This is a genomic window from Nocardioides gilvus (assembly GCF_003194605.1).
GTDB lineage: Bacteria > Actinomycetota > Actinomycetes > Propionibacteriales > Nocardioidaceae > Nocardioides > Nocardioides gilvus.
In genome coordinates, this window is the sequence record NZ_QHKY01000002.1 from 468,975 (window position 1) to 492,732 (window position 23,758).

The following is a 23,758-nucleotide window of genomic DNA, read 5'->3' on the forward strand; positions in this document are numbered from 1 at the left end:
GGTACTAATCTCTGCCCCATGAGCATCCTTGACGCCCCCCTCGCCCGCCTCGACGGCACTGCCGGCACCCTGCGCGACCTCACCGGCGGCCAGCCGGCACTCCTGGTCAACGTCGCCTCCAAGTGTGGCCTGACGCCGCAGTACGCCAAGCTCGAAGAGCTCCAGGCGACGTACGGTCCCCGCGGCTTCACCGTGGTCGGCCTGCCGTGCAACCAGTTCATGGGCCAGGAGCCCGGGAGCGCCGAGGAGATCGCCGAGTTCTGCTCCGCGACGTACGGCGTCTCGTTCCCGCTGAGCGAGAAGATCGAGGTCAACGGCGAGGAGCGCCACGAGGTCTACGCCGCGCTCACCGAGCTCAGTGACGAGGAGGGCAAGAGCGGCGACATCCAGTGGAACTTCGAGAAGTTCCTGATCAACGCCGACGGCACCCCGGTGGCCCGGTTCGCTCCCATGACGGAGCCCGACGCGCCGCACGTGGTCGAGGGCATCGAGGACCTGCTCGCCTGAGCACGCCGACCACCGATGTCGTCGTCGTGCGCGCCCGAGGACGCGTGTGTCCGACGGCACGCTTTATTCGGATGCAGATTGTTGCCCCTGGCAACTAGTCTCTCCCGGTGACCAGTACTGAAACTTCCGCCGGGGAGACTCCCGACCTGAACGACAAACTCGACCGCAAGCTCATGCTCACCGCGGGGGTCGTCGTCCTGGGCGGCATCATGTCGATCCTCGACGTCACCGTCGTCTCGGTGGCGCTGGAGACGTTCGCTCGTGAGTTCAACGCCACGACCGCGGACGTCGCCTGGACCATGACGGCCTACACCCTGGCGTTGGCCATGGTGATCCCGTTGACCGGCTGGGCGGCGGATCGCTTCGGCACCAAGCGCCTCTACCTGATCGCGATCACGCTCTTCACGATCGGTTCGGTGCTCTGCGCCCTGGCACCCGACCTGAGCTGGCTGATCATCTTCCGCGTGGTGCAGGGTCTCGGCGGCGGCATGCTGATGCCGCTCGGCATGACGATCCTGACTCGGGCCGCCGGCCCGACGCGTCTGGGCCGGGTGATGGCCGTGATGGGCATCCCGATGCTGCTGGGCCCGATCTTCGGCCCCATCCTCGGTGGCTGGCTGATCGACATCGCGTCGTGGCACTGGATCTTCCTGATCAACCTGCCGATCGGTATCGGCGCTCTGATCTATGCCGCCAGGACGCTCGAGCCCGACACCGTCGAACCCTCCGAGACCTTTGACTTCGTCGGCATGCTGCTGCTCGCCCCGGGTCTCGCATCGTTCCTCTACGGCGTCTCGACCATCCCGAGCGCCCAGGAGCAGGACGGCACCGCCTGGACGACCGAGGTCGTCGCGACCATGGTCATAGGCGCCCTCTTGATCGCTGCCTTCGTGCCGTGGGCGCTGCGCAAGCAGAACATCCACCCCCTGATGGACCTGCGCCTGCTGAAGAACAAGAACCTCACGGTCGCCCTGATCACGATGTCCTTCTTCGCCATCGCCTTCTTCGGCGCCTCCCTGCTCTTCCCGCTCTACTTCCAGCGGGTCCGCGGCGAGGACGCCCTGCACGCCGGCCTCCTGCTGGCGCCCCAGGGCATCGGCGCCATGCTGACCATGCCGCTCGCCGGTCTGCTGGCCGACAAGATCGGGCCCGGCAAGATCGTGATGGCCAGCCTCGGCGTGATCACCGTCGCGATGGGGCTCTTCACCCAGATCGACGACACGACGCCGTACTGGTACCTGCTGATGGCGCTCTTCATCATGGGTCTGGGCATGGGCGGCTCGATGATGCCGATCATGACCGCCGCCCTCGCGACGCTCACCGATCACACCATCGCGCGTGGCTCGACGCTGTTGAACATCCAGCAGCAGGTGGCGGCGTCGATCGGCACGGCCATCTTCGCCACCGTGCTCACCAGCCAGATTCAGTCGAAGCGGTCGATCGAGGTCGCAGCTGCTGCGAACGAGGCGGGGAACGACCCGGCGGCCCAGGCCGACGTGCTGGCTCGCTTCGGTCTGGACCCGGCCGGGTTCGAGGCTTTGCTCGCCAAGGCCAACCCTGACCAGGCGGCCTCGTTCGCCTTCGTCTTCATCGTGGCGACCGCGCTGGTCGCGCTCTGCCTCGTCCCGGCGTACTTCCTGCCGCGCGAGAAGGTGCACGCTCCCAAGGACGTGATGATCGGTCACTGAGCCGACCCTCCTGGGCCGACCCTTCTGGGCCGACCCTGCTGGACCGTCACCACCGACGTACGACGAAGGGCTCCCGCCGGATTCACTCCCGGCGAGAGCCCTTCGTCGATTTCGAATGCTGCACAACCAGTCACAAACCCCGCAACGTCATCATGATCGGGTCCCCAAGCGACCAGTTGTGATGACGTCCCAGAGGCTGGTCAGGCGCGCAGGGTGGCGTCGGACTCGGCGACCGCCTTCAGCGTGCGCAGCGTCTCCTCGATGGAACGCTGGGTGCCCTTGAGCCCCATGAGCTTGAAGAAGAGTCGCGGGGCGCCGGAGTAGCGGCTGCCGTCCCAGGTCTCGGTGACGCGCGTCTTCCCGGCCTCCGGCGTGAGCTCGTAGCGCCAGCGGTGCAGTCCGCGGTGACGCCAGGCGATGAGGGCGTCCTCCTCGAACTCGACGACGGTGTTGGTGACCTTGTAGCCGAGGCCGCGCTTCATCTCCATCCCGAACTGCGCCCCCTCCGAGAGACGGTCGGGGCCAGTGGTGACGGCCTGGACCGTGCCCGAACCGTCGATCCGGTGGTGCTGGCGGGGGTCGGCCAGGATGTCGAAGATGACGGAGGCCGGGGCCTCGATGAGGATGCTGGCGGAGGCAGTCAGGTCGTCCATGTCTCGAACGTTAGTAGGAGGCCCCTGAGCCCAGATCAGGCCTGGACAGCCAGGACGAGGGGCAGCACCGCTTCGGCGCCCGCGTCGCGCAACTGCTGGGCCGCGAGCGTCAGCGTCCACCCGGTGTTGACGACGTCGTCCACCAGGAGCACGCGGCGTCCCTCAAGAGAGTCGTCGTCGAGGAGGAGTCTGGAGCGACGGCGTACGGCGGAGACCCGCTGGGCCGAGTTGGTCGACCCGGCCCCCGGGGGGACGTCGACATCGACCAGAGCGAAGCTGCCCACGATCGGGACCTTCAGGTAGCGCGAGAGGCCGTCGGCCAGGTCCTGGGTCAGCGCTCCACGGCGCATCGACTCGACCAGCACGATCGCGTCGACCGAGGGCCGCCAGTCGCCGAGCACCTGGACCACCGCCTGCACCAGCGGGACCGGCACCGGACCATCGGGGGTGCCGTCGCGCAGCAACTCGCGCAACTGCTGTCCGTGGCCGAGGTCGGTGAGACGGGCGACTGCGCGACCGGTCTCGGCCTGCCCGGAGATCTTGCCCTTCAGCTCGATACCCATGTTGGCCAACGCGGTGGGCCACATCTTGCGGGGCTCGACCGGGACGCCCGGACGACTCAACTGCTCGTGGGCGGCGTCGATCGCGTCCTGGGAGACCTCGCTCTTGACCGTGTGGCCGCCACAGTTGTCGCAGCGACCGCAGTCGACGGCCTCGGTGTCGTCGAGTTGTTCGCGCAGGAACCGCATCCGGCAGATGTCGGTGTCGAGGTAGGCCAACATCGCGTCCTGCTCGTCCTGTCTGGCCTTGGCGACGCGGGCATAGCGCTCGGCCTCGTACGCCCACGGCTGACCGGTCGACTCCCAGCCGCCGCGCACCCGCTTGACCGCACCGTCGACGTCGAGCACCTTGAGCATCGTCTCGAGCCGGTTGCGGGAGAGGTCGACGTACGTCTCCAGCCCTGCCGTCGACATGGTGCCGTGCTCGGCGAGCGTCTCCAGCGTGCGTCGCACCTGGCTCTCGTGCGGAAAGGCGAGGGAGGCGAAGTAGGCCCAGATGTCGCGGTCCTCCTGCTGCGGGAGCAGGGTGACGCTGGCCTCGGCCGTGCCACGACCCGCACGACCGACCTGTTGGTAGTAGGCGACCGGCGAGCTCGGGGCGCCGAGGTTGACCACGAACCCGAGGGTGGCGTCGAAGCCCATCCCGAGCGCACTGGTGGCGATCAGGGCCTTCACTCGTCCGCCGACGAGGTCGCCCTCGAGTCGTTGGCGCTCCTCCGCCTCGGTCTGGCCGGAGTAGGGAGCGACGTCGAGCCCGCGTTGACGCAGGTAGGTCGCGACCTCCTGGGTCGCGGCGACGGTGAGGCAGTAGACGATGCCGGAGCCCGGAGTGGAGGCCAGGTGGTCGGCCAGCCAGGCGAGCCGTTGCTCGGCGGTCTTGAGTCGCAGCACTCCCAGTTTCAGGGACTCCCGGTCCAAGGTGCCACGCAACACGAGCACCCCCTCGCCGAGCTGTTCGGCCACGTCGCCGGTGACCCGCGCGTTGGCGGTGGCGGTGGTCGCGAGCACCGGGATGCCGGTGGGGAGGTCGTCCAGGAGCGTCCGGATCCGGCGGTAGTCGGGCCGGAAGTCGTGGCCCCAGTCGGAGATGCAGTGCGCCTCGTCGACCACGAGCAGTCCACAGGTGGCTGCCAGCCGGGGCAGCACCTCGTCGCGAAAGCCGGGATTGTTGAGCCGCTCGGGGCTGACCAGCAGGACGTCGACCTCACCGGCGTTGATGGCAGCGTTGATCGGCTCCCACTGCTCGTTGTTGGTGGAGTTGATGGTGACCGCGCGAATGCCGGCGCGCTCGGCGGCGGCGATCTGGTTGCGCATCAGGGCGAGCAGCGGCGAGACGATCACGGTCGGGCCGGCTCCGGCCTCCCGCAGCAGCAGGGTGGCGACGAAGTAGACGGCCGACTTGCCCCACCCGGTGCGCTGCACCACGAGGGCCCGGCGGCGATCGACGGCCAGCGCCTCGATCGCGCTCCACTGGTCCTCACGCAGCACGGCGTCGTCGCGGCCGACGAGGGCACGCAGGTGGCGCTCGGCTGAGTCGCGAGCGGCCGCTCGCTCGGCCGTACGATCGGGGGCGGCGGCCTCAGTGGTCATGGGGCCATGTCTACCAACCCGGACCGACAACCCTCGGATCAACGCAGAACGGGGTGACTTTCAGTCACCTGGTGACTGGAAGTCACCCCGTTGACTGCCGCGTCGGGCAGTGGCAGCGTCGGGCAGTGGCAGTGGCAGTGGCAGCGTCAGTGCGGGGCGACCGGCTCGAGCCCCAACTTCTCCCGCGCCGCGGTGTGCAGCTCGACGACCGCGACCCGCAGCTGCGGACGTTCGCTCAGCGGGGCACCCGGCCACGGCACCCGCACCTCCCGGTCCTTGCCGTCCACGAGTGCGGTCCAGACGCCCACCTCGGTGTCGAGGTCGATCATCTGCACCTCGGTCGCGTCGGGCTGGCCGTACGCCCGCACGATGTCGAGGGAGTCGTCGAGGTGGTCGCCGTTCATGTGGGCAAGGACCCCGGTGACGACGGCGGCGTCGAAACGTTCTGCACTCATGGCCAGATCCTCACACGCCCGGCCACCGTCGCCCACCTCACGTCATCGCGCGACGTCGCCGGAGCACCAGAGCCGTCAACAGCAGCGCAACAGGAATCGCTGCACCACACCGGACCTGCCCAGTGCCGAATGTCGGCATGCATCCCCCTCAGGATCGAAAACCGGCCCCATCCTGCCGTGGCCTGGGTCCTCGAGTGAGGCCCGAGATGCTGTCCCACCTGATGGCGGCACCCCGCCGGAGAACACCCCCCGAGCCAGTAGCATCCCCGCCATGGCCTCCTCGATCCACCCGTGCCGGTGACCTCTCGTGGGTGAGGTCTTCGCGCGTCGGTACGAGTTGCTCGACCCGATCGCCGAGGGTGGCATGGGGTCGGTGTGGCTGGTCCACGACCGCGAGACCGACACCGTGCTGGCCGCGAAGTTGCTGCGCCACAGTGACGCCGGCACTCTGCTGCGCTTCATGCGCGAGCAGTCCACCCGGATCCACCACCGCCACGTGGTCACGCCCCTGTCCTGGGCCGGCGAGGACGACACGGTGTTGTTCACGATGCCGCTGGTGCGCGGGGGATCGGTCGACACCCTGATCGGCGACTGGGGGCCGCTGCCGCTCGCCTGGGTGGCCAAGATCTTGGACCAGACCCTCGACGCCCTCGAGGCAGTTCATGCCGCCGGTGTCGTGCACCGTGACGTGAAGCCGGCCAACCTCCTCCTGGAGCCCACGCGCCAGGAGGTGCCGCACGTACGTCTGACCGACTTCGGCATCGCCGCACCGCTCGACCAACCGCGACTCACGGCAACCGCGACGGCCGTGGGCACGCCGGGCTACATGGCCCCCGAGCAACAGACGGGCGAGGGCCCGGACCCACGCCAGGACCTGTACGCCGTCGCCACGGTCGGCCTGGAGATGCTGGTCGGTCACGCCCCACCGTTCACCGCCGACGAGGTGCCCGACTCGCCCTTGACCCAGGTCCTGGTCCGCGCTCGGAGCCAGGACGTGGGCGACCGACCCGAGTCGGCGAGTCGGATGCGCAGCGAACTCGCAGCGGTCGCTCCCGTGGGGTGGGAGCCCGGTGAGATCGAGGTCATGGACCACTTCACCGACCATCACCCCCACAACTCCCACGCGAAGCCGACCACCATGCTCGAGCGCGAAGCCGTTCCCGCGGCTCCGAGGGGCACCGGCCAGCCCGACAACACGGCCGAGCCGACCCCACGCTCGCTACTGGCCGAGTCCCCGGTCACACCAGCCACTCCCTCCGCTCTGACCGTCCTGGGGCTCACGGCCCTCGGTGTCGCTCTGCTCGTCCTTGCGATCTGGCTGCTCCTGGGCTGAGGGGCCACCCAGGTCGGTTCGAAGAACAGGCCCGACGATTGGGCCCTCAGAGGGGTCCCCGGACCCAAGCTGCTGGGCCAGCGCGGCGCTTGACTCGACCCAGAAAGTTCCCGTGGCGCACCCGCGCGGCAGGACAGGTCCAGGAGGTCGGCGATGGCAATCGCGATGAGACGTCGATCAGAGCGTGGCGCGGCCACCGTGGAGACCACCGGCGTCGTCATCATCGCAGCACTCCTGGTGGGGTCGCTGCTCCTCGCGGTCACCCCGCAGGCACGCATCATGGGCGAGACGGTGTCGTACTGGATCTGCCAGGTGGTGACGGTCGGGCAGGGTGGCTGCACCCCTCCCTCGAGCTCACCGGACGCCCACAAACCGACCGAACCCTGCGTGATCAGCCAGAACGGGACCGAGCGCAACCAGAAGGTCTCCGTCCTCGTGGTCACGACCCAGGACGGTCGGCGCATCGAGGTCGCCAAGATGAGCAACGGCGAGTACCGGTTGACGGTCACCGACACGGAGGGCGCCGGCCTCTCGGTCGGTGCCGGTGGTGGGCTGACGGTCACCGTCAACGACAAGAAGTTCGGCGGGGAGGCCTCGGCCGGCCTCGGCGCCTCGCTCAACCTGAAGTCAGGGGACGTCTACTACACCGACGAAGCCGGTCTCCCCGGCCTCATGAGTGCCCTGACGCAGGACCAGATCAAAGACATGGTGGCAGGGGATGACGGGCTGATCCGGTGGGTCGTCGACAAGGGCACAGACCTGGTCGGGGTCAGCAAGGACATGCCGGAGCCCGACGCTTCGTTCGCCGAGGGCGGCATCTCGCTCAACGCGGGCGCGGCCGCCACCGGCGGGTTCGACCGCGCGGCCGTCGGCATCGACGCCTCCAAGATGCTCGGCACCAGCAAGAACCGTGACGGCACCCAGACCGTCTACCTCAAGTCGACCGTCAAGGGAGAGCTCGGCCTGCAGTCGCTCGGCTTCGACACGGAGGGCGATCCGCAATTCCAGGGCCTGGACCTGTCGGGCAAGGTGGACGTCGTCAACGCGGTCACCTTCGACTCCGAGGGCAACATGCTCAACGTGCAGGCTTCGGTCGCGATGTCCGGCAGCGCCTCCGGTGTGGCTGCGGCACTCTTCAAGGACGGCCTCGACCCCGGCCTCGACAACAAGGCCAGCGGCGCCACCGTCTACCAGGCGACCTTGCCGATCGAATCGCAGGCTGACCGGGACGTCGCCAACAACTACCTTCTGTCCGTCGGCGTCGCGAACCTCGGTCCGTACGCGAACCCTGCGGTGGTGCTCAATGGCCAGCTCAACTTCTTCGAGGCCGCTGCTTCCCGAGGTCAGATGACCAAGCTCGACTACGACACGGACTCCAACACGGCGTTCGCCGTCGACGCCAGCGGGAAGTTGGTGCTCCAGTTGGGGATCGCCGCCAGCGTCACGTCTGACTCCATGGAGCTCAACGACGCCCAGTACTTCGACGGCGCCGAATGGGTCGTCTGGGAGGAGTGCGCCGCGTGAGGCTCCTCGCCCCGCCCGGCAACCTTGGGTCGCGAGCTGGGACCGGAGACCTACGGGCGGGGCGTTGCACCGTCCTACGTTGACGCACATGCGCATCTCATCGAGCTCGAACCGCCCTCGTCGGCACCCGTCCCGGACGCTTCTGCTCACTCTGTCCTTCGGCCTCGCCGCGACCCTGTCGGCCTGTGGCGACGAGACGAAGGACGACGCCGGGCAGGACCCGGAGGTGCAGGTCGCCGATCTCCTCCTGAGCGCGCGCGACCTCCCCGAGGGGTGGGGCGACAGCAACTCCCAAGGAGTCGACTACCGGGTCACGGTGTGCGGCGTCGACCTCGAACCCAGCGCTCCGGCCAAGGCGGTCAGCGCGCGCTTCTCCCAAGGCCCGCTCGGCCCCTTCCTGGAGCAGCACGTCCGCGTCTACGAGGACGACGTCGCCCGCGAGGTCGTCGCGGAGCTTCAGCAGGCACTCCCCGACTGCACGGGGTACGAGGCCAAGGGCAGCGCACCCCACAGCCCCACAGCCCGGTTCGACGTCGAGCCGTTGACCGTGGAGGGGGCACCGGCCGACAGCGTCGCCTGGCGCCAGACCAGCCGGGGGGACCTGCCGATCACCAGTGACCTGCTGCTCGTCCCCCACGGGAACACCGCCGTGATGTTGATGTCGTACGCCCTGCGGGACAACCCTGACCCCGGCGTGCTGGAACAGGCCGTGGCCTCCCTCCCCGCAGCGCCCTGAGCAGGCTCTGATGTCAGAGACGTCGCTCCATCCGAAGACGCCCGACGCAGGCCGTCGCGGGGAGCGCGGTGCAGGCACCCTCGAGTACGTCGGCGTGACCATCATCGCCGCTCTGCTGGTGACCGGCCTCCTGCTCTCCCCGGCCAAGGACGACATCGCCGACGCCTTCCAGCGCGCAGTCTGCTCGGTGGTCCAGCAGGACAACTGCGGGATCGGCACCGCCGACCCCGGCCTGACGCCGTACGAGCAGGCGGTCAGCGGGCGCTACGCCGGGCTGGGCGACAGCTACTCCTCGGGGGAGGGCGCCTGGGACTACGACGAGGGCACCGACTTCGACGACCGAGATGACTTCTGGCCGTTCAACGACCATGAGGAGGCCCACAACCGCTGCCATCGCTCCGGGAACGCCTACGCCCGGATCCTCGAGCGGGACAACGACTTCGCCAAGGGCACCTCATTCGTTGCCTGCTCCGGGGCCGTCACCGCCGACCTCGGGAAGCCCAACGGCCAGAACGACGACGAGGACCCCCAGTTGGACGCGCTCGACGACGACGTCTCCCTGGTCACGCTGTCCATGAGCGGCAACGACCTCGGCTTCGGCGACGTCGTCAAGGACTGCATCGTCAACGGCGCCCGCGGCTCCGGCCTCATGGCCACCTGCCAGGAGAAGCACGACCAGCGGATCGAGGACCTGCTGCCGGAGCTGCAGGAGAAGTTGGTCGAGCACTACGAGAAGATCAAGGAGAAGGCGCCCAACGCCAGGGTGATCATCGTCGGCTACCCACAACTGTTCGTCGACAACCCGAAGGACAGCTACGGCGACCTCCTCTTCGCCGAGGACCAGGTCTGGATGAACGAGAAGGGCGCCGACCTCAACGCAATGCTGCGAGCAGCAGCCCGCGAGGCGGGCGTCGAGTTCGTCGATCCCACGGAGGCCTTCCGCGACCACGGCATCGGCAGCAAGGACCCGTGGATCAACGACCTCGACCTGGGTGGCCCCGGGATGATGATCGCCGACCCGAGCAGCTTCCATCCCAACGCGGCAGGTCACGCCGCCCTCGCCCACCTCGTCCAGGACCAGATGAAGAACCCGGTGCGGCCCTGATCTCAGACCGGTTGGGTCCCGGCGGTCCCGATCGTCAGCACGGATCCGGGGCGTACGTCCCAAGCGGTCATCGCACCTTCAGGCGCCTCGATGGTGGCGCTCGCCCGGAACCGGAAGCGGGTCATCCCCCACCAGGGACGCAGCGTGGCGGTCAGGAGCACGGTGCCCGCCCGGTCGACCACTGCCACGTCGATCGGATAGCGCATCCCCATCATGTGCACCGACGGGCACCGGGTGATCCACAGCGCGCCGACCAGGCCGGTGGTGCCGAGCAGACCGCGACGCCGGCTCGCCGTGGTGTCGGCCACGGCCAGAGGCGCGACGACCTGGCCGTTGCGGAGGAGAGTGCGGTCCCCCGGTCCGAACGTGGAGGGGCGCAGGCGTCGGCGGAGGAGTCTCATGGATCTCTTTCGGGCGATCGGCAGGTCAGGGCTCGTGGCACCATCCTTGCGGATCGTGTTCACCACGAGGGGGAACGTATGGACATCGGCCTGTTGGTCAAGTTGAGCCTGGGACTGGTCGTCACCGCGCTGGGGGCGTGGCTGATCGCTGTGCTCCTCGGTCTGTCCGCGAACAGCGTCGAGGCAGTCATCGTGCTGCGCACGCTGCTGACCCTGCCGGTCGTGCTGCTGATGACGCGGGTGCTCGTACGCCGTGCGTACGACAGCCCTCGACTTCTGCGGACCATCGTGGCTGCGGCGCTGGTCTCGTACGCCCTGTGGTTGCCGGCGTGGGGCGGTCACGGCCTCATCGGGCAGTTGCTCGTGGATCACTCGGGGGCGGCGTACGTGGTCGACCTGATCATCTGGGTGGGTGCTGTGCTGGTGGCGGCGCGGAGCGTCGAGGCCCGTCCGAGCCGACGACACCTGCAGCCGTACCAAGCCGCGTGACCGGTTGATGGGCCCGAGAGGAGGCCCTGGGGCCTACGTCTCGACCGTCCCTGTGAGGTGTGCTGACTCGACACAACTCTCCGTGGCGCACCCGCGCGGCAGGACAGGTCCAGGAGGTCGGCGATGGCAATCGCGATGAGGCGTCGATCAGAGCGTGGCGCGGCCACCGTGGAGACCACCGGCGTCGTCATCATCGCGGCACTCCTGGTGGGGTCCCTGCTCCTCGCGGTCACCCCGCAGGCACGCATCATGGGCGAGACGGTGTCGTACTGGATCTGCCAGGTGGTGACGGTCGGGCAGGGTGGCTGCACCCCTCCCTCGAAGGCACCTGACACTCACAAACCGACCGAACCCTGCGTGACCGGCCAGAGGGCCGTTGAACGCAATGAGAAGGTCTCCGTGATCGTCGTCACCATGGAGGACGGTCAGCGCATCGAGTTGTCCCGGATGAGCAACGGCGAATACCGCGTGACCGTCACGGACACCGAAGGGGTCGGGCTCGAGACCGGGGCCGGCGCTGGCGTCACGGTGACCGTGGCCGACAAGAAGATCGGCGCAGAGGCCACGATGGGCGCGGGAGCCTCCCTCAACCTGGAGGCGGGCGACGTCTACTACACCGACTCGGCCGGGCTCTCCGACCTGATGAGTGCCCTGACCCACGACCAGGTCAAGGACATGGTCGTCGGCGAGAGTGGACCGATCCGGTGGGTCGTGGACGAAGCCAGCAAACGGACCGGGATCGGCAAGCAGATGCCGGAGCCCGACGAGACCTACGGCAAGGGTGGGATCTCCCTCAACGCGGGAGCAGTGGCCTCCGCAGGGCCGGTCAACGCCTCGGCCGGCATCGACGGCGCCGTCTCACTCGGCAGCAGCAAGAACCGTGACGGCAGCCGGACCGCCTACGTCCAGTCGACCGTCAAGGGGGAGGCCGGACTGCAGTCGCTCGGCTTCGACACCGAGGGTGATCCAGAGTTCCAGGGCCTTGATCTCTCCGGTGAGGTGGACGTCGTCAACGCCGTCACCTTCGACTCGTCGGGAAACATGGTCAACATGGAGGCCTCCGTCGCGATGTCCGGGACCGCTTCCGGGGTCGCCGCAGCGCTCTTCAAGGAAGGTCTCGACCCCAGCCTGGGCAACAGCGCCAGCGGCGCCACCGTCTACAAGGCCAACTTGGCGATCAACTCGCAGGCAGACAAGGACGTGGTCAACAACTATCTGCTGTCCATGGGGCTCGCGACCGTGGATTCATACGTGAACCCTGAGCGGACGGTCAATGCCCAGCTCAACTTCTTCAATGCCGTCAGTGACCGTGGACAGATGACCAAGGTGCACTACGACATCGAGTCGAGCACGCCGCTCGCCGTCGATGCCAGCTTGGAACTGGGGATCGAATTGGGGGTCTCCAGTAGCGTCACCACCGATTCGATGAGCGTCGACGACGCCCAGTACTGGGACGGCGCCGAATGGGTCGTCTGGGAGGAGTGCGCCGCATGAAACGCAACTTCAAACTGAATGTCGCCGCCGCCGTGATGGCGCTTGCCGTGCCGTTGTCCGGCTGCAGCGGTGACGCAGGCCCGAACGCTGATTCGAAGGACGACATGAGTGATTCGTTCCAGCCCACGGGCGAACCCACGCTCCAGGTGAAGATGATGGACCCGCCCGCGGACTACAACGAGGTCAGGGGCGAAGGTTTCACCATCAGCGCCCCGGGTGAGTTCCAGCAGAAGCGCGAGACCAACGCAGGCGAGCCCATGCTGATCCTGGAGAAGCCTTCAGGAGTCGAGGCATACCCCCAACGAGTCGTCGTCATCCGGGACGTGGAGCCGGTCTCCCCCGCAGCGGAGCAGTCCTTCGCCCTGGAGACTGCCAAGGCGGCGCCGGGCGGTGACGACGCCGAGGTCGAGCGCATCACGATGCCGGTCCCCGAGGGCCAGTCCGCCTACCTCGTCACGTGGACCGAGAAGCGGGCCGGCGACTCCGGCAGCACGGTCTCGCTCACCTTCTGGCAGTTGATGCACCAGGTCAGTGACGACCTGATCCTCAACGTGGTGGCGCTCACCCCCACCGATGAGTTCGAGACCGCCGAGGTCAGCAAGATTCTGCGGACATTCACGCCCGACGCCTCCGAGTGACCGGGACGAGACGCACCAGCCGAAATGACTACTCCCGGACCTACCGATCGTAGGTCCGGGAGCTCACGTCACAGGCAGGCCCGAGGCACTCAGCCCACCAGGGTGGGCTCGAGCGCGGTCACGTCAAAGGACTCCAACGCAAGGTCCCCGGTCTCTCCATCCACGGTGAAGACGGCCTTGAGCCCCCCACATGTCAGGGTGGTCGTCCAGTTCGGCGGCGGAGGCGGAGGCGGGGGTGTCTCGCCCTCGGCGGGCGGGGCCGGCTCAGGCTCATCGGTCTCCTCGGGCTCCTCGTCGACCCAGGAGCAGGAGGAACGCGCGAATCCGTTCTCGGCCTTCGCGTCCGCCTCGGCCGGCCCGTTGTCAGCGCTCACCGGATCGTTCATCCGAACGGCGACCTCGGCCCGACCCGTCGAGGCGTTGAAGCAGTACGACGTCACGACGGCGTCGTTCTGACTCGCGTAGCTCTGGGCCTGGGCAAGTCCCAGGTTGCAGCCGAGGACGAGCGTGCCGAGGTCGTCCTTGGAATCGACACCGTCGAAGAGGACGGTCAGAAGAGCTGGAACCGCATCGACCCCGGCGAGGGCTGCTGCGTCTGCCGCGGTCTGGGCCCGGGTGCGTTCGTCGGCGCCACGACTGATCGCCACGACGCCGAAGAGCGCCACTGCGACCAGGGCGACGACCGTGATCATCACCAGGGTCATGGCCACCTGGCCGTGCTCACCGCGATGAGCGCGGCTTCGTCCTCTTCCCACGTTCACTCCCCTGTCCTCACTCAACGGGTGAAGCGGGCCCCGGCCGAAGCCGAGACCCGCTCACCAATGCTCCGGATGGATCAGCCGCCGGCGCCACGCTCGGTGACGGAGTCGACGTTGTTCTGGAAGATCGAGCCCAGGTCGATGGTCTCGCTCACGTCGAGCACCGCGATGACGATGAGCGCCGCGACGATGATCATGCCGATGTACTCCAGGGTGCCCTGTCCACGCTCGTTGCGCGCCGCGAGCACACGAACCTGGAAAGCGACCAGAGTTTCGAAAACCTTCTCCATGACGATCATCCTCTTCCTGTGGGTTGTCGGCGCCTCCCCGTCGGAGACGGAGCCGAGAGCCTGTTCCTTCAGCTGTGGTGCCGCCCGTTGGCGACAACCCAGAACTTACGCAGGAACGGCTTCCCTGCCCCGGGCCCAGAGGCCCAACTGGAGACCCAGCCCAGGCCCACCTTCGGGCCCAGTCGGGCCCACCCCGTCAGGCACGGTCCCGGGTCCCGAGCCAGAGGGCGATCGCCTCGCCCCGGTTGGTCACGACCAGCTTTCCGAAGATGGCGTTGATGTGGTTCTTGACGGTCTTCTCCGCGAGGAAGAGCTTGGCGGCGATCTCCGCGTTGCTCTTGCCCTGCGCGATCAGGTCCATCAGCTCACCCTGCCGCTCGCTCAGCCCGAACTCCTGGAGCCGGCGAGCGCGTTCGGCCAGGGGGTCCCGCTGCGTGGGCACGATCCGCAGCGCAGCCAGCGCCTGCTGGGAGAAGGCGCCCGCACCCAGCACGGCCCCCCGTACGGTGTGGGCCAGCGTCGTCGCATCGAAGGACCCGTGCACCAGGTAGCCGCTGGCACCGGCCGCGATGGCAGCTCGAATGTGCTCCGGCTCATCGGTGAAGGTCAACATGATGACGATGGTCTGGTCGGCGATGATCCTGGCGGTCCGTACGCCGTCCCGCCGCGGCATCCGTACGTCGAGCAGCACGACGTCCGGCTTCAACTGGCGCACCATCGTCTCGGCCAGGATGCCGTCGCTGGCCTCACCGATCACCTGGACGTCGGGTGACGTCTCCAGCAGGCTCCGCAGTCCGGTGCGCACCACCGGGTTGTCGTCCACGATCAGTACCGTGGTCGGAGTGGCCGACACCTCCGGCACCACGATTGTCAGGTCATCCAGCACGTTCTTCCTCCCGTAGTCCCATCTGGGGCGCCACCAGGTGGACCTGGGTACCCCGTCCCTGCGCGGTGACCAGATCGGCCCGCCCGCCGATCAGCGCCAGGCGCTCCTGATAGCCGCGGACACCGAAGTGGCCCTCGAGCTCCCGTGCAGGAAGCACGTCGAGGGAGAACCCACAGCCGTCGTCGCGCACCTCGATCCTGACCTCGTCATGGACGACACGCATGCTGACGCGGATCCGGCTCGCCCCCGAGTGGACGGCGGCGTTCGTCATCGCCTCCCGAACCGCTGCGAGCAGCTCGTAGCGCACACCGGGCGCCGAGACCGGCACCGGCTCGAGTTCGAGAACCACCCGGATCCCGTGCGTTCTCTCGACGGCACTGGCCAGCGTCTCCAACGACTCGTGGAAGGGTTGGTCGTGGTCGTCCTGACGCATCGCGGCGAGCAGGCGTCGCAGCCGGGTGATCGCGTCCTTGGCCGTCGTCGAGATTTCGTCCGCCTGCGCACACGCGCGGGACGGGTCGTGCTCGATCCAGTGCGGCAGGGATTGCGCAGAGAGCGCGAGCCCCTGCAGCGTCTTGGCAGTGGAGTCGTGCAGTTCACGGGCCAGACGTGATCTCTCGGCTGCGGCGGCGGCGCCGGTGATGAGGTCTGCGTAGGCGAGCTCAGACCTCCGTTTCCGCTCCGTCAGGAGGCGGAACAAGTGCCCCAGGACCACCACGGAGACGAAGGTGGCGGGGAACCCGAAGGTGTTGAGGAAGTCAACCTCTTCACGACCGTCGGTCAAGGTCGCCACCAGGTATCCGCCGACGAGAACAACGGCGGCAAGTGCCGCCGGCCACACGGGCAACAGCACTCCGAGGACCATGCAACTGCTCAGGGTGACCAGCACCAGGGGGTTGTCCGTCCCCAGGACCACCATCAGTCCGGTCATCACCAGACCGTCCACGACCGCCAGGATCGGATGCCGCTGGAGCAGCTCCGGCGCACTCCGGAGTGCGAGACCCCCCATGCTCGTCAGAGCCAGGAAGATGACCGCCGCTGCCGTGGTCGGGGTGAGAGCCTGGTTGATGAAGCCGAGCATGCTCGCCAGCAGGAGCAGCAGTCGCAGCAGGAACGCGACCCTGACCAGGGTCAGGGCCTCGGATCGGTCCGCGCGTCCGGCTGTCATCCGGCGAGCCCTCCGAAGAGGCTCCCGAAGTCGACCCCGGAGCCGAGGACGAGACCGGTGAGGAGGACGATCAGGGTGCCGGGGACGAGCACGATGGAGGTCACCAGGGTGACCCTCGGGGCCACTTGGGCAGCCTTGCGCCGCATCCTCTGGGCGCTCTCGCGCCGCATGTCGAGGGCGATCTGGTTGAGCGCGTCGACCAAGGGGGCGCCCAGCTCGTCGGACTGCAGAAAGGCCGTCACGAACTGCGCAAGGGCCTCGGAGTCGCTGCGGTCACGCAACTGCTCGAAAGCGCCGCGCAGCGAGGCGCCGTGCTGGACCTGGTGCAGGGCCAACTGCATCTCTTCGGCGATGGGCCCACCGAATCGCGCAGAGACCCGCAGCAGGGCTGGCCGGAAACCCACGCCGGCGGTGACGGTGACCGCGAGGATGTCCAGGAAGTCCGGAAGGTCGCGGTCCAGGGCCTCACGTCGCTGACGCTTGAGCCGCGCCAACCTGGCCAACGGGAGGATGGGCGGTGCGACCAGACTGAGCACCAGCCCCTTCAGGTTGCCGGAGATGCCGAAGAGCAGCATGGCCGGGGACAGCAGCAGGGTCCAGAAGAGGATCCCTCGGAGCAGTCCGTCGACACTCATCCCGTCCGGTCGCCCCGCCAGGTCCACCTGGGACTGCATCCAGTCGACGGCCCGAGCGGGCAGGCGCCGTCGTACGCGAGGGGCGAGCGCGGTGGCCGCGCGTCCGATCGGCCCCTCACCCTTGGCCTGTCGTCGCTGTTCGGGGCGGAGCACCACGAGCTCTTCGAGGCCGAGGCCCTCGGCCGCGTCGGCCCGCAGCAGCCGGTAGCCGTGGACGGCGAGCAGGACCGCGACGGCGACGGCCAGACCGGGCAGGACCACGGTCAGAGTGGAGAGAGTCATATGTCGAACCGCGCCATCTTGCGGATCATCAGGTAGCCACTCAGGAAGAGGGTGCCGGAGACCACCAGGGCGATCTGGCCGACGATGTGCTCGGTCATCTTCTCGACCGAGCCAGGCTGGACGGCGTTGAGCAGGAAGAGCATCGCGAAGCCGAGGCTGATGATCATGTAGCCGGTGGCCAGTGACTGGGCCAGCGTCGTACGGATCTCCCGCCGCGTCTCCTTGCGACCTTCCAAGGTGTCGGCGATGTCGCGCAGCGAGCTGACCAACGAGCCACCACTCTTGGCACACACCACCAGCGTCGAGAGCAGGACGGCAACCTCGCGGGACGGCAACCGGTTCCCCATGTCGTCGAGGGCCGTCTCCAGGTCTGTTCCGAACCGGAGCGCGTCAGAGACCTGCTGCAGCTCCGTGCCAGCCGGGTGGACGAGCTCCTCCGAGGCGATGGCGATCGCGGTGCCGATCGAGAGTCCGGCGTTCGTGGCGTTCGCCAGCACCCGGGCAAGCTCGGGCATCTGGAGGATGAAGGCCTCGAGTCGACGCTCCTTGGCTCGCCGCAGGTAGAACCGGACACCCAGGACGCCGGTCCCCAGCCCGAGCAGTCCGAAGATGGGGGCGAGCGCGGTCCAGAGCACGAAGGCAACCCCCAGCCCGACCACGGTGGCCACGGCCACGACCGTCAGCGGGCGGTGCCCGATGCCGGCCAGGCGCAGCTCACGCTCGACGTACGAGCCGGGTCGGGTCCGCCGGAACCAACGCTGCAGCCGTTCGATGAGCGGCAGGTCCCCCTCCCGGGTGTAGCCCACCGCCGCCGCGACCACCCTGCGGCGCTCTGCAGCGAGGCCCGAGAGGTTCGCGAAGCCGACCAGGGTCAGCAGCGCCACCGCGACCGAACCGGCCAGGATGGTCAGGACCACGGGACTCCACCTCCGGCGTCCTCGCGCCGCTCGTCGTCAGCGACCACGAATCCCTCGGGCAGGCTCTCCCCGGCGTCCTTGAGGCGCTGGGCGAGGCGGCGATCGACCGGGTGGCGAACGAAGGCGCCCCGACTTCCACCTGCCCCGATGGCGTGGACGTCCCAGTGGCTGATCCGGCTGAGGGCGAAGTCGGCTCGCCCGCGTGAGGAGAGATAGCCGATGTCGACGACTCGACGCGTGCCGTCGGGGCTGCGGACCAGTTGGATCACCATGTCGATGCCGGAGTTGACTTGCTCGCGCAGCGCGTGGAACGGGATCTCCACCTCCGACATCGATGCCATCGTCTCCATCCGGGAGAGCGCGTCGTCGGTCGTGTTGGCGTGCACCGTGGTCAGCGAACCCTCGTGACCGGTGTTCATCGCCTGCAGCATGTCCAGCGCCTCGCCGCCGCGGCACTCACCCACGATGATGCGGTCGGGTCGCATGCGCAGTGAGTTGCGGACCAGGTCGCGGATGGTGACGGCGCCACGCCCCTCGACGTTGGGCGGCCGGGTCTCCAACTGGACGACGTGGTCCTGGACCAGCGCGAGTTCGGCCGCGTCCTCGATGGTGACGATGCGTTCGTGTCCAGGGATGAACGCCGACAACGCGTTCAGCATGGTGGTCTTTCCGGAGGCGGTTCCCCCCGAGACCACGATGTTGAGCCGGGCGCGCACGGCGGCAGCGAGAAGCCGAGCCGTCGACTCGTCCACCGCCCCACGTGCCTGGAGCTCCTCCATCCCGTACGCCTTGGGGAAGAGCCGGATCGTCATCGTCGGGCCCCGCAGCGCCAGAGGTGGGAGCACCACGTTGACCCGGGCACCCCGCGGCAGACGCGCGTCCGGTGGGAGGCGGGCGTCGACCATGGGACTGGACTCGTCGACGCGACGGTTGACCGTGGAGACGATGCGGTCGATGGTCTGCAACAACTGCTCGTTGTTGGTGAAGCCGGAGGGGATGCGCTCGAGGCGCCCTGCCCTCTCGACGTAGATGGTGTCGTGGCCGTTGATCATGATCTCGCTGACCGTCGGATCCGCGAGGATGGGCTCGAGCACACCGAGGCCCACTGCCTCGTCGACGACTCGCCGCACGAGGCTGTTGCGCTCACGGGTGCTGAGGATGATCCCCTCACGGGACACCAGGTGGTTGAGCACCCGCTCCAGGCGGACACGACGCTGCGCCTCGTCCAGCCGTCCGAGTTCCTGGAGGTCGACGTCCTCCAGCAGCAGACGCTTGAGCCTGCGCACCAGAAGTTCGTCGGAGCTCTCCGTCTCGGTGTTCTCCGGGCCGAGCGACTCGACACCGATGAACCCGCGGTAGCCGCTCATGAGGTCCTCGGCATGACGGCTCGCCGCACCACGGTGAACTGCGGAAGCGGAGAGACCCGCGGGACATCGACCCGCAGAGTCACTGCGCCACCCCCGCCGGAGATGTGGTCCACCCGTAGGGCACCCGGCAGCGCGCGTTCGGCGGCGGTGTGCGCGTTGAGGCCCATCCCTTGAGCTCGGGCAGCCTGACGTGCTGCCTCCTGGGTCTGTGAGGCGGTCCACCCGGCGACGCCCAGTTGCAGGGTGAACAGAGCGACCAGGACCATGATCGGAACGAGCATCACGACCTCGAGGGCGACGCTCCCGCTCTGGGACTTCCATCGTGGGGTGGTCATGGCTCCTTCACCACCTCGGCCACCTGGGTGATCCGTCTCGGCAGGCTCGCGCAGCCGGGGCACAGCACCGGGACACTGCTGCTGACCCGGACCGAGGAACTGTCGATGACGGTCACCTGCACCGAGGAGCGCATGGATTCCGGCATGGCGTCCTTGGCCGCATCGCGTGGATTCTCGCCGATGGAGTGCGCACGCGCCGCTGCGTTGGCGGCGTGGCCGTTCCACGTGAAGGCCAGCGCCGTGAGTCCCACCTGCCAGACGAGGAGGCAGAAACCGACCACCACAGGCACCAGCGCCACGGTCTCGAGCGCGATCTGACCCGCCTCGCTGACCTTCCGCTTCTGCTTCCGACGCTTTGAGGGTGCGGCGGCGAGTTGGGGGGTCTGGGGCGCAGAGTGCACCCCCACCTCAGCCCCGATGTGCTGCAACGCCGACCACCAGACCGTTTCCCGCACTTCGTCGGGGTTGCGGGCATTGACGGCGCGTTCGAGGTGCCGGTGCATCGAAGGCAACCCCGTCGCCAGGATTCGCCCCGAGGTGAGGCGGCCCAGGGCCACGGCGTTGAGCACGTCGTCGCGCGACACCCGGTTGACCAGGATGTGCAACTCCTGCTCCGATCGCACCCCCAGGCCTTCCCACGCCTGGACGCTGCGCCGGAAGGAACGCATGGCGAGCACGTCCGGCGTCACCACGCAGACCACCTCGTCCGCGACCTCGACCGCGGCGGCCTGGGCCGGAGTCACGTGCGCGCCCCCGTCGACCAGCACCACGTCGAACTCCTGACGAAGGAGTCCAAGGATCGCGCGTACGGCGTTGGGGGTGACGAAGTCGGTCTCGTGCACCTGGAGGGGAGTCAACAACAACGAGACCCCCGACTCGTGACGCACCAAGGCGTCGGTGATGGTGGTGGTGGACAGGTCCTGGGAGACCTTGGCGACGTCCGCCACCGAGACCCGCTGCCGGGCCTCGAGGATCCCGGAGACGTCTCCGGCCTGCAGGTCCAGATCGACCAGGCAGACCTTGATGCCGGGCACCTGCCGCTGGAGATCGATCGCCATGTGGGTGGCCACCGTCGTGGTTCCCACACCACCCTTCGCACCCGTGAACGTGGTCACGCGGCCGTTGCGCCCCAGCTCGCGGGCCACGTCCGCCGTCGCGCCGGCCAGAAGGCCGCCCATCCGCTCGGCCCAACCGCGGGCGACTTCCATCCGTGAAATCACGTCATCGAGATCCAGCGGTGTCGACAACACGCCCTTGGCGCCTGCCTCGAGCACTGCCATCGCAGTGTCGGTGCTTCCCGAGCTGTTCACCACCAGGACCGCGGTCGCCGGTGTGCGGAAGGAGATCTCCCGGACAACCTCGGCCGGACTCCCAGGGCCGAGCAGGTCGTGCACGATGGCCACGTCCGGTTTGAGACGGGCGACGAGCGCGACCAGCTCGTGGGTCGACTCGCTGAAGCCGACGATCTCAGCGTCATCGAGTTTCGAGACGTGGACGCGCAGCTCCGACATGAGGACCTGTTCGGCGACGCCGACGACGATCTTGGTCACTCTTCCTCCTCAGGAATGGCCTTGCCGCCGAGGTCGCCGGCGTCGAAGTCCTTGACCTCGTCGGCGCGGTTGGTGCCGACGTCACCCGGGAGGGCGACCAGGCGCACCTCGTAGGCGAATGCAGCCGCGTAGGTGACCGCAAGACTCTGCTTGGGCTCGAGTGCCAAGGTCACCGGAATGACCGATTCGGTGAGTCCGGCGTCATCGGGGACGATCTGCTGCCCGCCTACGGAGACGATGCGTACGTCGCGGGTCAGCACCCTGGCCTGCTTGGACAGACCGGGGACGTCGGCGAAGACGGCGACGATGTCGACACGGTCACCCGGTCGCACTCGACCCGCGACGCCGGTCACGGCGTTGACGTTGATCGCGATCTCGCGCTCGGTCGGGCTCAGGTCCGTCGAGGGGATCAGCATGTCCGAGGTGACGATCGTGCCGGCGGCCAGCTGGAACCCGACCCTGCGGCCCTGGAGCTCACGCAGCGTGGTCACCGCCGTCGGGGCGGCCCAGCGACGAGGCACCTCGACCGCCTCCAGGTTGGAGGGACCCAGCGGACTGTAGGCGTTGACCGGCTCGGCGACCTGGTAGACGGTGGTCTTCGGTCCGACCTGGCTCTCCACCTGGGAGACGTAGCTGCTCACTGCAGTGAACACGGCGATGGCCAGCGCTCCTGCTGCGACCAGGAACAGGATGCCTCGTCGCTGACGGGGGTTCACTTCATGACTCCTTGAGCTCGCGCCATGTGCGGCGCAGACTGGACGGTTGCTCTGCAGAAGGGACAGGCGTGGCCCCAGACAGGTTGGTTGCACACGCCGCAGATACCAGTGGGAACTCCGGGTGACGGCGCGGTTGCCGGCGTGATGACGAACTCGACAGCGCGTTCGTGGCCCCACTGGGTCAGGGCGTCGCCCACTGGTGCCCGTCGCGTGGGGCGTGTACCCAGACCCATGGCGAAGAGGGCGGCGATCGCGTCCTCCGGCAACTCGCCGAAGGAGACACACTCATGGACGAGCGACGCTCCGCCCGCCGAGACGTCCTGCATCCGCGGCAGGACCTGGCCGGGCCCCAGGTGGCGGACGGGAAGTCTTGCCACCCAGCCGGGCGCTCCGTGCACCGCGATGAACCCGTGACCGCCCGAAAACCACGACTGGACGTGCTGGTACATCGAGGGGGTGGGACGCGCGAGCTTGGTCACCGAAGGTAGGGCCGCACCCCACGTGGTGGCGGCCAACGTCGCGGAAAAGCTGGCGTGCAGCGCGTTGGACGTGGCGGGGCCAGTGGTGACCCGTTCCATGGCACGCACCAGCACACCCAAGGAGACCCGGTGTGCCTCGACCCGGACGCTCACGTCCGGCCTGACGGCCGCGATCGTCGCGCCGGCGATTCGTGCGGCAGAGAGGTCTGACTGACGGGCCAGGACCAGGACTTCGCGCACGTCCGGGGACGCAAGGGCCCCGTCACTGGCGAGCTCGGCGGCGTCGTCGACGCCGCGCACACCCCAGGACCCCCAGGTGGCGTGCTGGTCAGGCTCGTCGGCGTTGCCACCCATGACTGCAACGTGCAGTGTCATCGCTTCCCCCCGAAGCTTCACTGTTCTGTGCACTCCCCACAAGCGCACGGCGACAATGTAGCGTTGGGATTTCGGGGGGAATCTGTCTCATCCCACGTGCTGGCCCGGGTGGATCCCGATCTGTCCCATGCACTGAGCAGGTAGAAAAATGGCGAGGGGAATACGGTTGGATGCGCAGCCGCGCGGAGGGTCACGACCGCAGATGAGCCTGTTCGGGGCGAGCAGACGTCCCCGACGCCTCCGTGATTCACAGAGAATTCGTCAACGTCGCAGTGTGGCAGGTCTCACCCTCGCGGTCCTCGGAACAGTCCTCCTCATCACCGGGGCCATGACCGCCCGAGCCGATGCTCCTCCCATGGTTGAGGTGGCCGCGCAGGGTGTCACCGAGGTGCCGCGGACCTATTTCTTCCAACACCCGTGGGTGCTCATGGCGGACGTCGACGACCCTCGGCGAGTCCCGCCGCTGACCGCCGTCGGATGCCGGCCGCTCGGTTCGCTCTCGCTCCCCGCCCAGCCGGAGGACCTGACGGCCTACGGTTCGCGCGTCGTGGGCGACGACGAACCGATCCACGCACTCGCTCTGCTGAGCAGGTCCGGAAAGGACGCCGCCATCGAGTGTGACGGGGCGCAGCCCCATGCCCCTCTGTGGCTGATGCCCGCTTCTGACGCCCCGACGCTCACCCCGACCGCGATCACGATCCTGGCCTTCGCTCTCCTGATCGCAGGTGCGCTGGCACACCCGAGGACAGCCGAGCTGCGTTTCCGCAGGTGGTCCCCCACTCGTCCCGGCCAGCCCTGACCCGAGCCAGTCGGGTCAAGGGCCGAGC

General features: G+C 68.2%; 25 protein-coding genes. 10 read left to right on the forward strand and 15 right to left on the reverse strand.

All coding sequences use genetic code 11. The features are described 5' to 3' along the window. The first annotated feature begins 18 nt into the window (after positions 1–18). Together DNK52_RS07545 and DNK52_RS07550 are read left to right on the forward strand one after the other, a co-directional pair. On the forward strand, positions 19–507 hold the full coding sequence (locus DNK52_RS07545; RefSeq protein WP_110240364.1) for a glutathione peroxidase: 489 nt from the start codon (positions 19–21) through the stop codon (positions 505–507). 107 nt (positions 508–614) lie between these two features. Further along, a complete protein-coding gene (locus tag DNK52_RS07550; protein ID WP_338036723.1) occupies positions 615–2,195 on the forward strand; it encodes a DHA2 family efflux MFS transporter permease subunit in 1,581 nt (526 codons plus the stop codon). A 200-nt stretch (positions 2,196–2,395) separates the two neighbouring features. On the opposite strand, the gene DNK52_RS07555 is transcribed toward DNK52_RS07550, so the two are convergent. The 3 genes from DNK52_RS07555 to DNK52_RS07565 form a co-directional block, all read right to left on the reverse strand. Beyond that, positions 2,396–2,848, reverse strand: coding sequence for an SRPBCC family protein (locus DNK52_RS07555; protein ID WP_110240365.1), 453 nt, complete (start codon positions 2,846–2,848; stop codon positions 2,396–2,398). Between the two features lie 35 nt (positions 2,849–2,883). Beyond that, entirely contained in the window at positions 2,884–4,998 is a 2,115-nt protein-coding gene (locus tag DNK52_RS07560) for a RecQ family ATP-dependent DNA helicase (RefSeq protein ID WP_110240366.1), read from the reverse strand. A gap of 146 nt (positions 4,999–5,144) precedes the next feature. Beyond that, the gene (locus tag DNK52_RS07565; RefSeq protein WP_110240633.1) at positions 5,145–5,453 is read right to left on the reverse strand and encodes a DUF2470 domain-containing protein; all 309 of its coding nucleotides are present in this window, start codon (positions 5,451–5,453) and stop codon (positions 5,145–5,147) included. 307 nt (positions 5,454–5,760) lie between these two features. Here DNK52_RS07565 and DNK52_RS07575 point away from each other — a divergent pair, with 307 nt between their 5' ends. The 4 genes from DNK52_RS07575 to DNK52_RS07590 all read left to right on the forward strand — a co-directional run bounded on the left by DNK52_RS07575 (position 5,761) and on the right by DNK52_RS07590 (position 10,151). Beyond that, positions 5,761–6,786 (forward strand): serine/threonine-protein kinase, encoded by a 1,026-nt coding sequence (locus tag DNK52_RS07575; RefSeq protein WP_110240368.1) that lies wholly within the window; start codon positions 5,761–5,763, stop codon positions 6,784–6,786. A 165-nt stretch (positions 6,787–6,951) separates the two neighbouring features. Beyond that, positions 6,952–8,310 carry a hypothetical protein gene (locus DNK52_RS07580; RefSeq protein ID WP_162598675.1) on the forward strand — a complete coding sequence of 453 codons (1,359 nt, stop codon included), beginning with the start codon at positions 6,952–6,954 and terminating at the stop codon, positions 8,308–8,310. Positions 8,311–8,398: 88 nt separating this feature from the next. Next, a complete protein-coding gene (locus DNK52_RS07585) occupies positions 8,399–9,046 on the forward strand; it encodes a hypothetical protein (RefSeq protein ID WP_110240370.1) in 648 nt (215 codons plus the stop codon). A gap of 10 nt (positions 9,047–9,056) precedes the next feature. Continuing rightward, positions 9,057–10,151, forward strand: a complete 1,095-nt coding sequence (locus DNK52_RS07590; protein WP_110240371.1) for an SGNH/GDSL hydrolase family protein — start codon at positions 9,057–9,059, stop codon at positions 10,149–10,151. A 2-nt stretch (positions 10,152–10,153) separates the two neighbouring features. Here the strand turns inward: DNK52_RS07590 and DNK52_RS07595 are convergent, their stop codons facing one another. Then, positions 10,154–10,552: a DUF192 domain-containing protein gene (locus tag DNK52_RS07595; RefSeq protein WP_162598676.1), complete on the reverse strand. Its 399-nt coding sequence runs from the start codon at positions 10,550–10,552 to the stop codon at positions 10,154–10,156. Positions 10,553–10,630: 78 nt separating this feature from the next. On the opposite strand from DNK52_RS07595, the gene DNK52_RS07600 reads away from it, so the two are divergent. The 3 genes from DNK52_RS07600 (at position 10,631) to DNK52_RS07610 (ending at position 13,173) form a co-directional block, all read left to right on the forward strand. Continuing rightward, complete coding sequence (locus tag DNK52_RS07600; protein WP_110240373.1) at positions 10,631–11,041, forward strand: hypothetical protein; 411 nt, start codon at positions 10,631–10,633, stop codon at positions 11,039–11,041. Between the two features lie 123 nt (positions 11,042–11,164). Beyond that, positions 11,165–12,535, forward strand: coding sequence for a hypothetical protein (locus DNK52_RS07605; protein WP_110240374.1), 1,371 nt, complete (start codon positions 11,165–11,167; stop codon positions 12,533–12,535). Next, complete coding sequence (locus tag DNK52_RS07610) at positions 12,532–13,173, forward strand: hypothetical protein (protein ID WP_110240375.1); 642 nt, start codon at positions 12,532–12,534, stop codon at positions 13,171–13,173. Before DNK52_RS07605 ends, DNK52_RS07610 begins: the two co-directional genes overlap by 4 nt. Before the next feature lie 89 nt (positions 13,174–13,262). On the opposite strand, the gene DNK52_RS07615 is transcribed toward DNK52_RS07610, so the two are convergent. From DNK52_RS07615 to DNK52_RS07665, 11 genes are all read right to left on the reverse strand, one after another. Further along, positions 13,263–13,928, reverse strand: a complete 666-nt coding sequence (locus tag DNK52_RS07615; protein WP_162598677.1) for a pilus assembly protein TadG-related protein — start codon at positions 13,926–13,928, stop codon at positions 13,263–13,265. An 80-nt stretch (positions 13,929–14,008) separates the two neighbouring features. Then, positions 14,009–14,221: a hypothetical protein gene (locus DNK52_RS07620; protein ID WP_110240634.1), complete on the reverse strand. Its 213-nt coding sequence runs from the start codon at positions 14,219–14,221 to the stop codon at positions 14,009–14,011. A gap of 196 nt (positions 14,222–14,417) precedes the next feature. After that, entirely contained in the window at positions 14,418–15,107 is a 690-nt protein-coding gene (locus tag DNK52_RS07625) for a response regulator transcription factor (protein WP_239455444.1), read from the reverse strand. After that, complete coding sequence (locus DNK52_RS07630; RefSeq protein WP_110240377.1) at positions 15,097–16,275, reverse strand: sensor histidine kinase; 1,179 nt, start codon at positions 16,273–16,275, stop codon at positions 15,097–15,099. Before DNK52_RS07630 ends, DNK52_RS07625 begins: the two co-directional genes overlap by 11 nt. Then, positions 16,272–17,192 carry a type II secretion system F family protein gene (locus DNK52_RS07635; RefSeq protein WP_110240378.1) on the reverse strand — a complete coding sequence of 307 codons (921 nt, stop codon included), beginning with the start codon at positions 17,190–17,192 and terminating at the stop codon, positions 16,272–16,274. The genes DNK52_RS07630 and DNK52_RS07635 overlap by 4 nt, the downstream gene beginning before the upstream one ends. Then, positions 17,189–18,109 carry a type II secretion system F family protein gene (locus DNK52_RS07640; RefSeq protein ID WP_110240379.1) on the reverse strand — a complete coding sequence of 307 codons (921 nt, stop codon included), beginning with the start codon at positions 18,107–18,109 and terminating at the stop codon, positions 17,189–17,191. The genes DNK52_RS07635 and DNK52_RS07640 overlap by 4 nt, the downstream gene beginning before the upstream one ends. Then, a complete protein-coding gene (locus DNK52_RS07645; RefSeq protein WP_110240380.1) occupies positions 18,100–19,476 on the reverse strand; it encodes a TadA family conjugal transfer-associated ATPase in 1,377 nt (458 codons plus the stop codon). The genes DNK52_RS07640 and DNK52_RS07645 overlap by 10 nt, the downstream gene beginning before the upstream one ends. After that, positions 19,473–19,811 carry a TadE/TadG family type IV pilus assembly protein gene (locus tag DNK52_RS07650; protein ID WP_110240381.1) on the reverse strand — a complete coding sequence of 113 codons (339 nt, stop codon included), beginning with the start codon at positions 19,809–19,811 and terminating at the stop codon, positions 19,473–19,475. The genes DNK52_RS07645 and DNK52_RS07650 overlap by 4 nt, the downstream gene beginning before the upstream one ends. After that, a complete protein-coding gene (locus DNK52_RS07655; RefSeq protein ID WP_110240382.1) occupies positions 19,808–21,361 on the reverse strand; it encodes a CpaE/TadZ family protein in 1,554 nt (517 codons plus the stop codon). The genes DNK52_RS07650 and DNK52_RS07655 overlap by 4 nt, the downstream gene beginning before the upstream one ends. Continuing rightward, entirely contained in the window at positions 21,358–22,077 is a 720-nt protein-coding gene (gene cpaB / locus DNK52_RS07660) for a Flp pilus assembly protein CpaB (RefSeq protein ID WP_110240383.1), read from the reverse strand. Before cpaB ends, DNK52_RS07655 begins: the two co-directional genes overlap by 4 nt. Continuing rightward, the gene (locus tag DNK52_RS07665; RefSeq protein ID WP_162598678.1) at positions 22,074–22,931 is read right to left on the reverse strand and encodes a hypothetical protein; all 858 of its coding nucleotides are present in this window, start codon (positions 22,929–22,931) and stop codon (positions 22,074–22,076) included. Before DNK52_RS07665 ends, cpaB begins: the two co-directional genes overlap by 4 nt. Positions 22,932–23,286: 355 nt before the next feature. Here DNK52_RS07665 and DNK52_RS07670 point away from each other — a divergent pair, with 355 nt between their 5' ends. After that, a complete protein-coding gene (locus tag DNK52_RS07670; protein WP_162598679.1) occupies positions 23,287–23,730 on the forward strand; it encodes a hypothetical protein in 444 nt (147 codons plus the stop codon). The last annotated feature ends 28 nt before the right edge of the window (positions 23,731–23,758 follow it).